At 42.5% G+C, this 13,435-nt stretch carries 12 protein-coding genes and 1 pseudogene; 1 reads left to right on the top strand and 12 read right to left on the bottom strand.

From position 1 onward, the window contains the following. Positions 1-289: 289 nt before the first annotated feature. Positions 290-1,039 carry a hypothetical protein gene (locus tag MHH79_RS09155; RefSeq protein ID WP_157799635.1) on the bottom strand — a complete coding sequence of 250 codons (750 nt, stop codon included), beginning with the start codon at positions 1,037-1,039 and terminating at the stop codon, positions 290-292. Positions 1,040-1,310: 271 nt separating this feature from the next. On the opposite strand from MHH79_RS09155, the gene MHH79_RS09150 reads away from it, so the two are divergent. Continuing rightward, on the top strand, positions 1,311-1,673 hold the full coding sequence (locus tag MHH79_RS09150; protein WP_100506576.1) for an Ig-like domain-containing protein: 363 nt from the start codon (positions 1,311-1,313) through the stop codon (positions 1,671-1,673). 43 nt (positions 1,674-1,716) lie between these two features. Here the strand turns inward: MHH79_RS09150 and MHH79_RS09145 are convergent, their stop codons facing one another. The 11 genes and pseudogenes from MHH79_RS09145 to spoVS all read right to left on the bottom strand — a co-directional run bounded on the left by MHH79_RS09145 (position 1,717) and on the right by spoVS (position 13,417). Beyond that, positions 1,717-2,004, bottom strand: a complete 288-nt coding sequence (locus tag MHH79_RS09145) for a YrzE family protein (RefSeq protein WP_100506575.1) — start codon at positions 2,002-2,004, stop codon at positions 1,717-1,719. A gap of 183 nt (positions 2,005-2,187) precedes the next feature. Beyond that, positions 2,188-2,513, bottom strand: a pseudogene (locus MHH79_RS09140) (VWA domain-containing protein). 42 nt (positions 2,514-2,555) lie between these two features. Next, positions 2,556-2,726, bottom strand: a complete 171-nt coding sequence (locus tag MHH79_RS09135; RefSeq protein WP_285840569.1) for an XtrA/YqaO family protein — start codon at positions 2,724-2,726, stop codon at positions 2,556-2,558. A 405-nt stretch (positions 2,727-3,131) separates the two neighbouring features. Continuing rightward, complete coding sequence (gene mutL / locus MHH79_RS09130) at positions 3,132-5,015, bottom strand: DNA mismatch repair endonuclease MutL (RefSeq protein ID WP_100506572.1); 1,884 nt, start codon at positions 5,013-5,015, stop codon at positions 3,132-3,134. 15 nt (positions 5,016-5,030) lie between these two features. Further along, on the bottom strand, positions 5,031-7,607 hold the full coding sequence (gene mutS / locus MHH79_RS09125; RefSeq protein ID WP_033883742.1) for a DNA mismatch repair protein MutS: 2,577 nt from the start codon (positions 7,605-7,607) through the stop codon (positions 5,031-5,033). Between the two features lie 132 nt (positions 7,608-7,739). After that, positions 7,740-8,285, bottom strand: coding sequence for an outer spore coat protein CotE (gene cotE / locus MHH79_RS09120; RefSeq protein ID WP_003231833.1), 546 nt, complete (start codon positions 8,283-8,285; stop codon positions 7,740-7,742). 261 nt (positions 8,286-8,546) lie between these two features. Next, positions 8,547-8,978: a regulatory iron-sulfur-containing complex subunit RicA gene (ricA, locus tag MHH79_RS09115; protein ID WP_003231834.1), complete on the bottom strand. Its 432-nt coding sequence runs from the start codon at positions 8,976-8,978 to the stop codon at positions 8,547-8,549. Position 8,979: 1 nt separating this feature from the next. After that, a complete protein-coding gene (miaB, locus tag MHH79_RS09110; RefSeq protein WP_015483238.1) occupies positions 8,980-10,509 on the bottom strand; it encodes a tRNA (N6-isopentenyl adenosine(37)-C2)-methylthiotransferase MiaB in 1,530 nt (509 codons plus the stop codon). Positions 10,510-10,656: 147 nt separating this feature from the next. Then, complete coding sequence (locus MHH79_RS09105; protein WP_015383694.1) at positions 10,657-11,835, bottom strand: glycine C-acetyltransferase; 1,179 nt, start codon at positions 11,833-11,835, stop codon at positions 10,657-10,659. 12 nt (positions 11,836-11,847) lie between these two features. Beyond that, positions 11,848-12,891, bottom strand: a complete 1,044-nt coding sequence (tdh, locus tag MHH79_RS09100; protein WP_015483237.1) for an L-threonine 3-dehydrogenase — start codon at positions 12,889-12,891, stop codon at positions 11,848-11,850. 265 nt (positions 12,892-13,156) lie between these two features. Further along, the gene (gene spoVS / locus MHH79_RS09095; protein ID WP_003154135.1) at positions 13,157-13,417 is read right to left on the bottom strand and encodes a stage V sporulation protein SpoVS; all 261 of its coding nucleotides are present in this window, start codon (positions 13,415-13,417) and stop codon (positions 13,157-13,159) included. Positions 13,418-13,435 lie beyond the last annotated feature (18 nt).

Below are 13,435 nucleotides of genomic sequence, written 5' to 3'. Positions count from 1 at the left end.
TTTTAATTTAGTCGTTTCTTCGTCAATCTGAGGAATGTTTAATGTTAATTGATTCATATTTTTACCCTCCCGTTTATTTGCGTCTTAAAGCTCCGCTTTTGCCTCTTTAAGTGTTTGCCTATCTTGACCCATCTTTCTCCGCCAAAACCATTCTAAGCGCTCCTGCGCGTTTTTATTGGACTTTTTCTTCCTCTTCTTCATGGCATCCCTCCGTTCAAATAAAAAACGGACACCAAACAAACAGCGCTAATGCTGTAAGTTCAGTGTCCGCAGACTTTCCGTCTTGGATTTATTTATCAGGTTTAACCATCTCGATAGGTGTGTTATATAGTTCTTCTTTCCTCTTGATCATAGTTTTAGTGCATAATCTATGGTCATTTTTATTTCCTAACAAGACAGTCTCTTTATTTATTGAATATAAAATATACCATTTTTGTTTTTTTTCATCTTCTATATAAACGATTTGTTCGCTTGACCATTTAATAATTTTGGAAATAGGTTTTAAAATAAAAGGAATTGGAAGTGTAAATAAGAATAAAACAAGCATACTCCACCCAAAAACTTTCAGGTTAAACTTATCCTTTTCCGAAAATGGTAAATCTATAATGAAGCTATAAAACTCCATATAGAAAAGTATTAAACAAATAATAAAAACTAAAACAAATAAACCTTTACATAGTCTACTAGACTTGATTTTTGAAAAAGCTCCTTCATTTATTATTTTCACTACGCCCCATATAATTCCACCAACAAATACAATCACATAGGAATAAAAATCATTAGGTCCAGGTATAAAATCCCTGAGATAAAATGTTGTTGGATATAAAACAATCACCCAAAATAACGTATTCAAAATATGTTTAATTACTTTCAAACTAAACATTTGTTCTTTTGAAAACAACCTCTGTTCAACAACATTCGAAGAAAAAAGAGTAATGGGGTTTAAAATCCTAATCAGATACAAAGCGAGACCAACTAGCAAAATAACGTAGCTAGGCACTTCAAAATAACTTAATAATTCACTTAATTTTTTTTCCATTTCAATCTTCCCACTTCCATACTTCAATATTTTCCTCTTCATCCTATTTTATCAACTTATAATTTCCTTCTCAACGCCCCAAGCTGCAGCCGCATTTCGGGCAGCGTGCATTTGGGCGGATTTTTATATCTAATTCTTTGTGACCAAATTCAAGGCAGCTGTATTTGATCATAAAACAATTCACAAATAATTAACATTTATTTACAAGGGAAATAATTACTTTCGTTGAATCCTTATGGTGTAACACAAAAATTCAAAAGGAGTGTTTAAAATGAATTTCAAAAAAACAGTTGTTTCCACTTTATCGATTTCTGCTTTAGCTTTGTCAGTTAGTGGTGTAGCATCTGCTAAGGAAGTAAATAACTCTCCGACACAAATTCAAGAAGCTAAGCATGTTTCTGTCTCAGATAAAATTTCTATTCAGAGCTATTCTGTTACCCTCTATCTTCAGGGAGGGCCAAATCAACATGAAATTAGAGAACCGCTAGCCACAAGCTTTGCAAGTGATAATTCGTATGTTGCATCTGTATCTTCTAGAGGGATAATAACCGCTAACCACAAGGGCAATGCTACGATTACTCTCTTTAAAAGTAATGGTTCTGTATTAGGTGCTGTTTACGTTACTGTTGAGTAAAAATTATGAGGGGACCTTCCCCTCTCTCATATTTTTGAACACGTCATCCCGCCAATCCCCGCAGGACACAAACAGCGAAGAAGAAAAGCCCCACGCATGCCCCGACCAGCCAGCCATTTGTTTTGTCTCTTTTTACAATAATTGTTTCATCACCGATCATTTTCAGATCGTCTGACTTTGCCACGAGCACCGGTATGTAATCTGGATGTACTTTCAAATATTCCGCCGCCTGCTCAACTGTCATCGCTTCGTCCTTCGTGGCTTTGACTGTCCGCTGAAGTTCTACTTGTAAGGAATCATTCCACCTCGCAAAGGCATTCGCTTTCTTCATGTCCGCACTCTTCGCAAATTCTTTCAACTTGCCACCCCTCAAAATGATAGTGAGGCAATGAAAAGTATTCCTTATGGCAACTCGTGCATGTTACAATTCCGTCACTGTCTGAATCCCAATTAGAGTAGGAATCTTCTTCTGTGTAATTGCAGTACGGGCAAGTTTGTTTATCTGATAACTCATTCATTTCGCATCACCCTCCAATTCATTTTGGGCAACTGTTATCGCGAAATTGAGATTTGTTATGATCTTCTCTAATGCCTGTTTGTATCGTTTCCTATCCCCGCTTAGATGCTGAATGTCCTTTTGAGCCTGCCGGAATTGATGTACAGTATTTCCTGCTGACGCTTGTTTTCCCCAATGATTTCTTGCTGTTTAACAGACAGTTCAGTCCGATCAATCAGAAAGTCAATATGCCTTTTAGCCATCCAATATTGATCTGTCGGCTTAGCATTTTCATAGCCTTTTAGTTTTGAAATACGTGCTTTAATTTCCTGTAATTTATCCATACCCGTTCCTCCCATTTCGCAGAGAGGACCGGCCTCTCTGCGTCACATTTTATAGCCGATTTCAAAATCAATTCTTGAAAGATCACCTTTCGACGTTTGCACTATGGTTTTCCCGTGCTCCGGCATTTCCATTAATTTGAATGATCTATTGTTTCTGTCAATCACAATGACGTAATTTTTGTCATTTTCAATTTGATTAAATACCTGTTCCAGATTTTCTATATGTTTTGGACAGTTCAGTGTGAACGCCCCCGAAAGGTATAATAAAAGTGTTGAGTTTCTATTTTTCCATACGGGTGACGTCTACTAGATGACTGTTATCACATCCAATCGTTCATTGGGAAAACTTGCAGCTTAGTCTATGGTTCTTCTGTTGGGATGATTGGATGTTTTTTTATATAGTCCAAACGCTCCTCTTTCGTCATAATCCATGTAATGACTTCCCTATGCTGACGTAAGTCTTTATTTTCTACAGTCAAGATGACTTCAAATGTTTAAATTCATATCACTGAAAAAACACAATAAAAAAAAGCATTAAGCAATTCCGAAGAATATCTCAATGCTTGAAATGCATAGGAAAAATATGAAAAAGGTTATATTGCCCTTCACCAAACCCCGCTACATCACGCGTTTAAACATCTTTTCCATCTCATAAGTGGAATGGTGTATGATGATCGGGCGGCCGTGCGGGCATGTAAATGGGTCTGAAGTGCTTCGGAGGTCGTCCAGAAGCGCTTTGATTTCGTCGTTTCTGAGGTGGCGATTTGCTTTGATGGAGCCTTTGCAGCTCATCATAATCGCCGCTTCCTCGCGGAGTTTTTTAATATCTATATTTTTGGAGTCGAGCACCTGCTGAATGATTTCTTCTATAAGCTCTGCTTCTTCTCCCTTTGGAAACCAGGCCGGGTGGCAACGGACGATGTAACTGTTAGAGCCGAATGACTCTAAAAAGACACCGACGCTTTCGAGCTCTTGTTTGTGCTGTTCAATAATCAAAGCCTCATTTGTGGAGTAGTGGAACGTCAGCGGTACAATCATATCCTGCACCTCAGGCTCAACCTCCCCCACCTTTTCACGAAAGTACTCATATTTAATACGTTCTTGGGCGGCGTGCTGATCGATAATATACAGGCCGTTTTCGTTTTGTGCCAATATATAAGTCCCGTGCATCTGGCCGATCGGGTACATAATCGGAACCCGCTCAGACGCTGGCTGCTGCTGTTCCTCATGGCATTCCTGCTCAAATGTTTCAGGCTCTTCTGCTGAAACATCGGACACCTCAAGGGTTTGTTCCTGATCAACGATAGGAGGAGCATCAAATTGGAGAGGAGGCAATTCTTCCTCCGCATCAACCGGCTCTTTCACGACTGAACTGAGCTTCATTGGTGAATAAGATGACGCAGTCGATTTTTCCGGAACTTTTTTTTCCGCAGGTTTTTCATCAAAGGTTATGAACTGCTGCTCATTTTTGATTACAGGTGCCGATTTTTTCGGGAGCTGGGCACTCGGAATCAGCTGCTGCTGTTTAAACACATCTTTAATTCCGTCACGTATTAAGTCATGAAGCTCTGTTTCCTTGCTGAGCCGGACCTCAAGCTTCGATGGATGCACGTTGACATCGACTAAAATCGGGTCCATCGTAATTTCTATAAAAGTAATCGGATGGCGTCCGATCGGCAGAAGCGTATGATAGCCTTCATGAACCGCTTTGACGAGCGGGAAATTTTTAATGTAACGGCCATTGACCACAGACGACATATAGTTTCTCGACGCCCGTGTAATCTCTGGGAGGGCGATATATCCCTTTACTTCAAAATCCAAGGAGCTCACATGCAGCGGGAGCATTTTTTTGGCGACAGCCGTGCCGTAAATCGCTGCCAGTACATGGCGCACATCTCCGTTTCCGTTCGTTTGAAGCAGGTTTTTCCCATGATGGCGCAGGCGGATCGATACCTCTGGATGCGCCAGAGCAATACGGTTCACCACATCTGTAATGTTTCCAAGCTCTGTATGAACGGTTTTCATATATTTCAAACGGGCCGGTGTGTTAAAAAACAGGTTGGAAACGACAATTTCAGTTCCCTTCCTGCTTGAGGAACGCGATTCGGAAATGATGTTTCCTCCTTGGAGGACGAGCTTCGTCCCAGCTCCTTCACCAGTGCTTGTTGTAATCTCCAGATGAGAGACTGACGCGATACTCGGCAGGGCTTCTCCCCTGAAACCGAGCGTTCTCACCCTGAATAAATCATTTTCATCTTTTATTTTACTCGTTGCGTGGCGGCGGAAAGCACGCTTGCAATCTTCATTCTCCATTCCTTCGCCGTTATCCAAAACCCGAATGGATGCAAGGCCTGCTTCCTCAATATCGATTTCAATGACTGTGCTGTCAGCGTCGATCGCATTTTCCACCAATTCTTTGACGACTGAGGCGGGCCGTTCCACAACCTCGCCCGCCGCTATTTTATTTGAAAGCTCATCTGACAGCTGGATGACTTTTGCCACATTCATCACCCCGTTTTAATGTAATTTCTTTTGCAGCTTGTACATTTCATTCATCGCTTCAAGCGGTGTCATATCCAGTATATTAAGTGATTTGAAAGCATCGATCACTTGCTTTTCTTTTTTTGAAAGCTTTGGTGTTTCAGCCGGCTTTTCCGCTTCGTCAAAAAAGGACAGCTGTGCCGGCTCTTCTTTCACCTGAGGCTTCTGCACCGGCACTTCCGGTTTGTTTCCTGAATGCTCAAGCTCTTTTAAAATATCTTGAGCGCGTGCAATCAGATCTCCCGGCAGTTCGGCAAGCTGAGCTACATGGATACCATAGCTTTTATCAGCGGCACCTTCTTTAATTTGATGAAGAAAGACAACCGTTCCGTTATATTCTTCAGCGCGAACATGAACGTTTTTTAGCTGGGGCAGCTTGTCCTCAAGAACGGTCAGCTCGTGATAGTGTGTGCTGAACAGCGTCTTGGCGCCGATATGATCGTGAACATATTCAATAATCGCCTGTGCCAGCGCCATACCGTCATAAGTGGACGTTCCCCGCCCGATTTCATCAAACAGAATGAGGCTGTTTTTCGTCGCGTTGACAATCGCATTTTTCGCTTCAAGCATTTCTACCATAAATGTACTTTGTCCGGAAATCAAATCATCTGCAGCGCCGATTCGTGTAAAAATTTGATCAAAAATCGGAAGCACCGCTTTTTTCGCGGGTACAAAGCAGCCGATTTGCGCCATAATGGAAATGAGCGCGATTTGTCTCATATACGTGCTTTTCCCTGACATGTTTGGACCTGTAATGAGAAGCATTTGTCTGTTATCGCCCATCATACAGTTGTTCGGGACATATTCCTGGCTGTCCATGACTTTTTCAACAACCGGGTGTCTGCCTTCAATCACTTCGACTTCATCTTTAGAGAACTCCGGTTTCGTGTAGTGACGATTTTCACTGATTGTCGCAAAGCATTGCAGTGCGTCCAGCTCGCTCATCTGTTTTGCAAGCTGCTGTAGCCGCGGAATATACTGCTTTACTTTCTCGCGCAGCTCGGTAAACAGCTCGTACTCCAGCTCACAGATGTTATTTTCCGCCTCTAAAATGAGCGCTTCTTTTTCTTTTAATTCAGGTGTAATGTAGCGCTCTGCATTGGTTAACGTCTGCTTCCGCTCATAACGCCCTTCCTCAAGCAAGTGCAAATTTGCTTTTGTCACTTCAATGTAATAACCGAAAACTTTATTAAAGCCGACCTTTAAAGAACGAATGCCTGTGTATTCCCGCTCCTGCTGTTCCAGGCGGGCAATCCAGTCTTTTCCGTTTCTGCTTGCATCACGATATTCATCAAGCTTTTGATTATAACCATCTTTAATCAGGTTCCCTTCTTTTACCGATAAAGGAGGGTTTTCGTACAGCGCTTCTTCCAGCAGTTCAAGTACGTCCCCGCAAGGGTCAATGCGCTCTGCACGTTCCTTGGCCTTGTCATGAGCTAGTGAAGCAACCAGCTGTTTGATGCCAGGAACTTGCTTTAACGATTCCTTCAGCTGAATCAAATCCCTGGCATTGACATTTCCGAATGCAACGCGGCCGGCAAGGCGTTCTAAGTCATATACTTCTTTTAAACGTTCACGCAGATCTTCCCGTTCAAAGAAATGGGACATCAATGTTTCCACCATTTCTTGGCGCTCTTCGATTTGATTGACTCTGATAAGCGGCCGGTCAATCCACTGTTTAAGCAGCCGGCCTCCCATTGCCGTTTTTGTTTCATCCAGCAGCCACAAAAGGGAGCCTTTTTTATTTTTCGAACGGATCGTTTCGGTCAGCTCCAGATTACGCTTTGAGTATAAGTCAATTTTCATCGCTTCCTCAAGCTCATACACCTGCACGGGCTGAAGATGATCAAGGCTGCGCTTTTGGGTTCTTTTCAAATACGTATATAAGCGCATAAATGTTTTTGTTATATCTTCATTATTTAAGTGCTCAATGATCGTTACGTGTTCGTCTGTTTCTCCGTCTTCAATTGAAATCGTTGCACCGCACCGCTCTCTCAGCTGTGCCACTGTATCGGCATCCAAGCTTCCTGAAACCACGATTTCCCGTGCGCCGACTGAATAAATTTCTGATATGACGTCTTCAAGCCGTTCAATCAGAACAGCCAAATTTTCTCCCGTTGTTAAATCAGACAGCGCAAGCCCGTATCCGTTCGAGCAGGCTGAAACAGATGCGATAAAGTTATTTTCCGATTCATGGATGCCTTTGCCGTCCATTACAGTTCCGGGCGTAATCAGCTGAACCACTTCTCTTTTCACAACGCCCTTTGCGGCTTTCGGATCTTCCGTCTGTTCACAGATCGCCACTTTGTATCCTTTTTTAATAAGCTGTTCGATATACGCGGAAGCAGAATGATACGGCACACCGCACATCGGTATTTTTTCAGCCGCACCGCCATCTCTGCTCGTTAACGTAATTTCCAGCTCTTGTGACGCTTTTTTGGCGTCCTCAAAAAACATTTCATAAAAATCACCCAGGCGAAAAAATAAAAAGGCATCCTGGTGCTCTGCCTTTATTTTTAAATATTGCTGTATCATAGGCGTATAACCGGCCATTGTTTAATCCCTCACTATGTATCAACGTTTCTATTTTCCAACCTTCATTATAACATAAACAAAAAGTGATAAAAGAATGATATATCAATATAAAAAAGAGACTTGGGGGTACTGTCTCCCCTAGTCCCTTTTTTATTCTTCAGGATCTCCCACTAAAAACTCCGGGTTGATGTCTTCAAGCTCTTCATCAAGCTCATCTTCCCAATCTTCCTCGTCGTCCTCTTCCCAGTCAGGATTGACCTCAACAACTACCTTTGTTTCCCCTACAACTTCCGCCAAAAATTCTCTTTCTGCCTGCACAACGATTTTATTTCCATTCGGCGAAATGGTCACTTCAAGGCAGTTTGGCTGCTGAAGCACTTTGGCAATCACTTCATGCTCATCATCTAAGTAATTATTGTCTCTGTATCTGAGTTTAATGACATCTACGTATTTTACCCGTTCTGTGACAACCTCTGTCTTTGTGTTGTCCGCGTAAGAGTACCATACGTTTATATCATAATACCCTTCAATTTCTACCGTTTTTCCAATTTTTTCAGCGTCATACTTGTGGTTAATAATCCAACCACCCAAAATGCTGCTCGGTTTTTTCTCAGGCGAGATGGTGTTGGTGCATTGGGTGAATTTTCGGCCTTTCGCTACTACTGCCTTCGTAATAATTTCCCTGTATTCAGACATTCCGGCATGCCTCCTTGTTCTTCTTCGTGTTATCTTATGCTGGGCATTTGTCTAGTGTGCATTTTTATAAATAAAATATAAAAATACAAAGTTTCTGTTCCATTGTATGCAGGTGTGCCTAGAAACTTTACTTATAAGTGCGATAAAGTTTACACGCGGCTGAGCACAGAAAAACCAATTGAACATTTGGTACATAGATTATTTAGTTCATTTATAACCGCATAAATGATAAAAAAACACGGGCCTGTAAAGGCACCGTGTTTAGAGAGAACAGCTGTTATTTGAATGCTTCACCTTTGAACCGGTTTCCCCTTTCAGCAGGTCGCCTCCGGTTGATGTGATGATTTCATTTGTGACTTGGTTGGAAATGGTGTGTGCAACGAGCTGCAGTAGGTCATTTACTTCCATCTGCGAGTCTCTGAATTCCTGGATAACAGGAATCTCTTCAAGCTCTTCTTGCAGCGCGTCAATTTTTGCTTCTACTTGTTTGAGCGCTTCATGCTTTTCATAATGCTTCAGATTGACAGCCTGCTTTTGCAGGGCTTTAATCTGATTAACGATTGTGGACACTTTGTCATTCTCATTGATTTGCGCTTCAGCCCGTTTGAAAAAATCAACCTCTTCTGTTTCAGAAATCATTTTTGCAAGGTTTCGTGCCTGCTGCACAATGTCTTTTTTTGAGTAGAGCGTCATCTTATTTCACCTCGATTGCTTCTCCTACCATTTCTCCGTCAAGCGACCATGTTTTCGCTTGCTGGATTTTCACGCGGACGATTTTGCCGATGGCTTCCTTCGGCCCTTTAAAATTGACAAGCTTGCTTTTTTCAGTATAGCCGGCAAGAATATCAGGGTTATTTTTGCTTTCACCCTCAACTAATACTTCGACAACCTTGCCTTCGTATTCCTTCATTTTTTTAGCAGAAATTTCATTCACCAGTGCGTTCAGACGCTGCAGGCGTTCTTTTTTCACACGCATCGGTACATTATCTTTCATCTTAGCTGCCGGAGTGCCTTCACGCGGAGAGTAAATGAACGTATAGGCGCTGTCAAACTCCACCTCACGATATAGAGAAAGCGTTTCTTCAAACTGCTCGTCCGTTTCGTTCGGAAATCCGACGATAATGTCCGTTGTCAAAGAAGCGTTTGGCATCGCTGCCTTAATTTTTCGCACCAGCTCCATGTAACGCTCTCTGTCATATTTGCGGGCCATCAGCTTCAGAACTTCTGAGCTTCCTGATTGAACCGGAAGATGAATGTGATCAAGCAGATTTCCGCCTTTTGCCAGCACTTCAATGAGGCGGTCGTCAAAGTCGCGCGGATGACTCGTTGTAAAACGGATTCTCGGGATATCGATTTTTCTCAGTTCATCCATCAAATCACCAAGTCCGTACGTCATATCTTCAAAGTCTTTTCCATACGCGTTTACGTTTTGGCCTAACAGTGTAATTTCCTTATAGCCTTCACTTGCGAGCCTTCTCACTTCCTGAATGATATCCTCAGGGCGGCGGCTTCTTTCTTTTCCGCGTGTGTAAGGCACAATGCAATACGTACAGAATTTGTCACAGCCGTACATGATATTGACCCAGCCCTTAATTTTTCCATTTCGGACTTTCGGAAGGTTTTCAATAACGTCCCCTTCCTTAGACCAAACTTCTACAACCATTTCTTTTGAAAGGTATGCTTCTGACAAAAGCTCCGGCAGGCGATGAATGTTATGCGTTCCGAAAATCATATCGACAAACGGATGTTTTTTCAAAATACGGTTCACGACTGATTCCTCTTGGGACATACAGCCGCACACGCCTAAAATCAGATCGGGATTGTTTTTTTTCAGTGCTTTTAAGTGCCCGAGCTCACCAAACACCTTGTTTTCAGCATTTTCACGGATTGCACATGTATTTAACAAAATGACATTGGCGTCGTCAACAGAGTTTGTCGCTTCGTAACCGAGCGCCATAAAGATCCCTGCCATAACCTCTGTATCGTGTTCATTCATTTGGCAGCCGTACGTACGGATATAGAACTTTCTTCCGTCTCCCAATCCTTTAAATTGTTCAGAAATTTTAAAGTCATTATGATAAGTAACGGCTTCCTTGCCTCGTTTTTTCGCGTCTTTTAAAGAAGGCGGAATGTAAACAGCTTCAAAGTACTTGCTGTAATCCTTCTCGGATTTTTTGTCCGATGGATTAACTTGTCCGCTCTCTAATTTTTGTTTTTCATTCATGTCATATTTTCTCCTTTCAAACCAAACTTCCACCCTTCAGTATAAAGGTTATTGAAGCTCTGCACAACTGGCAACCTATCATTGTACACTCATTGAGAATAATAATCAATAAGGAATCAAAAGAGGAAGAGTAAACTCTTCCTCTTGTTACAATAGCTGGAGCTCCTTTGCCGTCTTTTCGATGACATCAAGCGCCTGATCCAATTCATCTTTGGTGTGCTCTGCTGTTATAATCGTGCGAATTCTGGCTTTTCCCTTTGCTACAGTCGGGAAAACGATACTTTGGGCAAAAACACCGTGAGAAAGGAGCTGATCTGAAAATTGCTTTGCCACACCTTCATCACCTATTAAAATAGGAAGAATCGGCGTTTGACTCTCTGTGAGAGTCAAACCCATTTTCATAAGCATTGCTTTAAAATAGGCAGTATTCTCCCACAAGCGCTCCATATGCTCCGGCTCTTCAAGCAAGACATCAATCGCTTCCATACAAGCTGCAGTGACAGCCGGCGGATGAGATGTGCTGAATAAAAATGGACGGCCTTTATGGCGCAAATAATCGATCAGCACCTTTGAACCTGCAGCGTAGCCGCCGAGCACTCCGATTGCCTTGCTTAATGTCCCGACCTGAATATGAACTCTGCCGTCAAGACCGAAGTGATTCACCGTTCCCCTGCCGTTTTCGCCAAGTACTCCGGATGCATGGGCGTCATCCACCATCACAAATGCGTCATATTTCTCAGCGAGCTCTACAATATCAGGCAGAGGAGCTATGTTGCCATCCATGGAAAATACGCCGTCTGTCACAATCAGACGCATCCGATAATTCATTGACTTTCTCAGCACCCGCTCTAAATCACTCATATTGACGTGCTGATACACCTTTTTATCCGCCTTTGTCAGTCGAATTCCGTCAATAATAGAGGCATGGTTCAATTCATCGGAGATGACAATATCCTCTTTTGATAGAATACTTGAAAGTACGCCTTGGTTTGTTGTGAAGCCTGATTGGAATACAAGTGCCGCCTCCGTTTTTTTAAAGGCTGCCAGCTTTTTCTCAAGCTCTTGATGTATTGTAAATGTACCGGCAATCGTTCTCACTGATCCGGTGCCGGCTCCATACTGCTGAACGGCCTCCTGTGCGGCGTTGATGAGTCTAGGATGTGAAGTGAAACCGAGGTAATTATTAGAAGATAGCTGAATGACTTTTTGGTGATTCACTGTGACAGATGGGCCCTGCATAGATTCAAGCTGTTTTATGTCTTGCCAAGTATGGTTTTCTTTCATTCTATCAAGCTCTGCTTTTAAAAACTCAAATTCCTTCGTCATGTTTATCCCCCTTTATGGAATTAAAATTACTTTTCCGCACTGGCCGCTTCTCATCAGTTCGAAACCTTTTTCAAACTCCTCTAACGGAAACTGATGGGTAATAACAGGTGCAAGATCGATCACGTTTGAACTGATCAACTGAGACACCTGGCGCCATGTTGAAAACATTTTTCTTCCTGTTATTCCTTGGATGGTAAGCCCTTTAAATACCACTTTATTCGTCAAATCAATTGTCACCGGATGTTCCGGCAAGCTGAGAATATGAAATCTTCCGCCATTCGCAGCCATCGCAAGACCTTGGGCAATCGCTGAGGGATGACCCGACATCTCACAAACAAGATCTGCTCCTTCCCCACCTGTTAAAGCGCTTACAATTTTGAGCGGGTCTTCTTTTTCAATAGAAACAGTACAAGTCGCTCCCATTTGTTTTGCAAGCCTCAGCCTGTATTCATTCTTATCAATCGCTATCACCTGAGAAGCTCCTGCTGCTTTTGCAACCGCAACAGCCATAAGACCAATCGGTCCGCATCCAATGACTGCAGTCGTTCCTCCTGCAGGCTGGCTCTCGAGTACGGTATGAACTGCATTTCCTAAAGGCTCTTGAATGGAAGCAATCGACGGGTCCATATCAGCGGGATTTCTCCAAATGTTATCAGCTGGAACTTTTACATACTCCGCAAAACAGCCTGCCGTGTCCACTCCGATTATAGCAGTATTGGTACACACATGAGATTTTCCTGTTACGCAAGGGACACATTCACCACAGACAATGTGTGTTTCCGCAGACACATACTCTCCCACTTTTACACTGCTGACATTCTCTCCCACACCCTCTACGATGCCGCTGAACTCATGGCCGAAAACATAGGGTGTTTTAATTCTCTGACGTGCCCATTGATCCCAATTATAAATGTGGACATCCGTGCCGCATATGGAAGCGGCTTTCACTTTTATGAGGACTTCATGTTTATCAATCTCAGGAATGGGAACTTCAGTCAGCACAGCACCGAACGCCCCGTCCTTTTTCATTAGAGCTTTCATCTTTCCACTCTGCATGTACAATCCTCCTTGAAAAATTCTTGTTATATTCGGATTGTACCATGATATGGAATAAGCGTAAACAGTACTGTCTTTTCCAGAAGGACAAAAGTATCTGTCTTGAAAAAAGGGCGGAATTTTTTTTTGAAACGTTTTATCTCATTTCTGATTTTGTATATTCGCTCATTTATGTGCTAAAAATACTATCGGGAGAAAATATCACAATAAATGAAAAACAACCTGTTTGCATTACGCAAACAGGTTGAGAATGCTTTATTTGTTTTTAGCGAGGCTCCACGATTAATTTAATCGCTGTTCTTTCTTCCCCATCGATTTGAATATCTGTAAAAGCCGGAATACAAATCAAATCAACGCCGCTTGGCGCCACAAATCCCCTGGCAATCGCCACAGCTTTTACAGCCTGGTTTAATGCACCCGCTCCGATCGCTTGAATCTCGGCGGCTCCTCGCTCTCTCAACACGCCTGCAAGCGCACCTGCCACTGAATTTGGACTCGATTTTGCTGAAACTTTTAAGATTTCCATTTCTGCTCCCCCTTAGTT

This window comes from Bacillus sp. FSL K6-0993 (assembly GCF_037977205.1).
GTDB classification, from domain to species: Bacteria; Bacillota; Bacilli; order Bacillales; family Bacillaceae; genus Bacillus; species Bacillus subtilis.
Note: the sequence above shows the minus strand (reverse complement) of the source record. Positions and strands in the feature narration are given on the sequence as shown.

What these genes read in the sequence shown, in the direction of transcription:
- MHH79_RS09155 (WP_157799635.1), bottom strand. Translation starts at nt 1,039, where the DNA reads ATGGAAAAAAAATTAAGTGAATTATTAAGTTATTTTGAAGTGCCTAGC.
- MHH79_RS09150 (WP_100506576.1), top strand. Translation starts at nt 1,311, where the DNA reads ATGAATTTCAAAAAAACAGTTGTTTCCACTTTATCGATTTCTGCTTTA.
- MHH79_RS09145 (WP_100506575.1), bottom strand. Translation starts at nt 2,004, where the DNA reads ATGAAGAAAGCGAATGCCTTTGCGAGGTGGAATGATTCCTTACAAGTA.
- mutS (WP_033883742.1), bottom strand. Translation starts at nt 7,607, where the DNA reads ATGGCCGGTTATACGCCTATGATACAGCAATATTTAAAAATAAAGGCA.
- cotE (WP_003231833.1), bottom strand. Translation starts at nt 8,285, where the DNA reads ATGTCTGAATACAGGGAAATTATTACGAAGGCAGTAGTAGCGAAAGGC.
- ricA (WP_003231834.1), bottom strand. Translation starts at nt 8,978, where the DNA reads ATGACGCTCTACTCAAAAAAAGACATTGTGCAGCAGGCACGAAACCTT.
- miaB (WP_015483238.1), bottom strand. Translation starts at nt 10,509, where the DNA reads ATGAATGAAAAACAAAAATTAGAGAGCGGACAAGTTAATCCATCGGAC.
- MHH79_RS09105 (WP_015383694.1), bottom strand. Translation starts at nt 11,835, where the DNA reads ATGACGAAGGAATTTGAGTTTTTAAAAGCAGAGCTTGATAGAATGAAA.
- tdh (WP_015483237.1), bottom strand. Translation starts at nt 12,891, where the DNA reads ATGCAGAGTGGAAAGATGAAAGCTCTAATGAAAAAGGACGGGGCGTTC.
- spoVS (WP_003154135.1), bottom strand. Translation starts at nt 13,417, where the DNA reads ATGGAAATCTTAAAAGTTTCAGCAAAATCGAGTCCAAATTCAGTGGCA.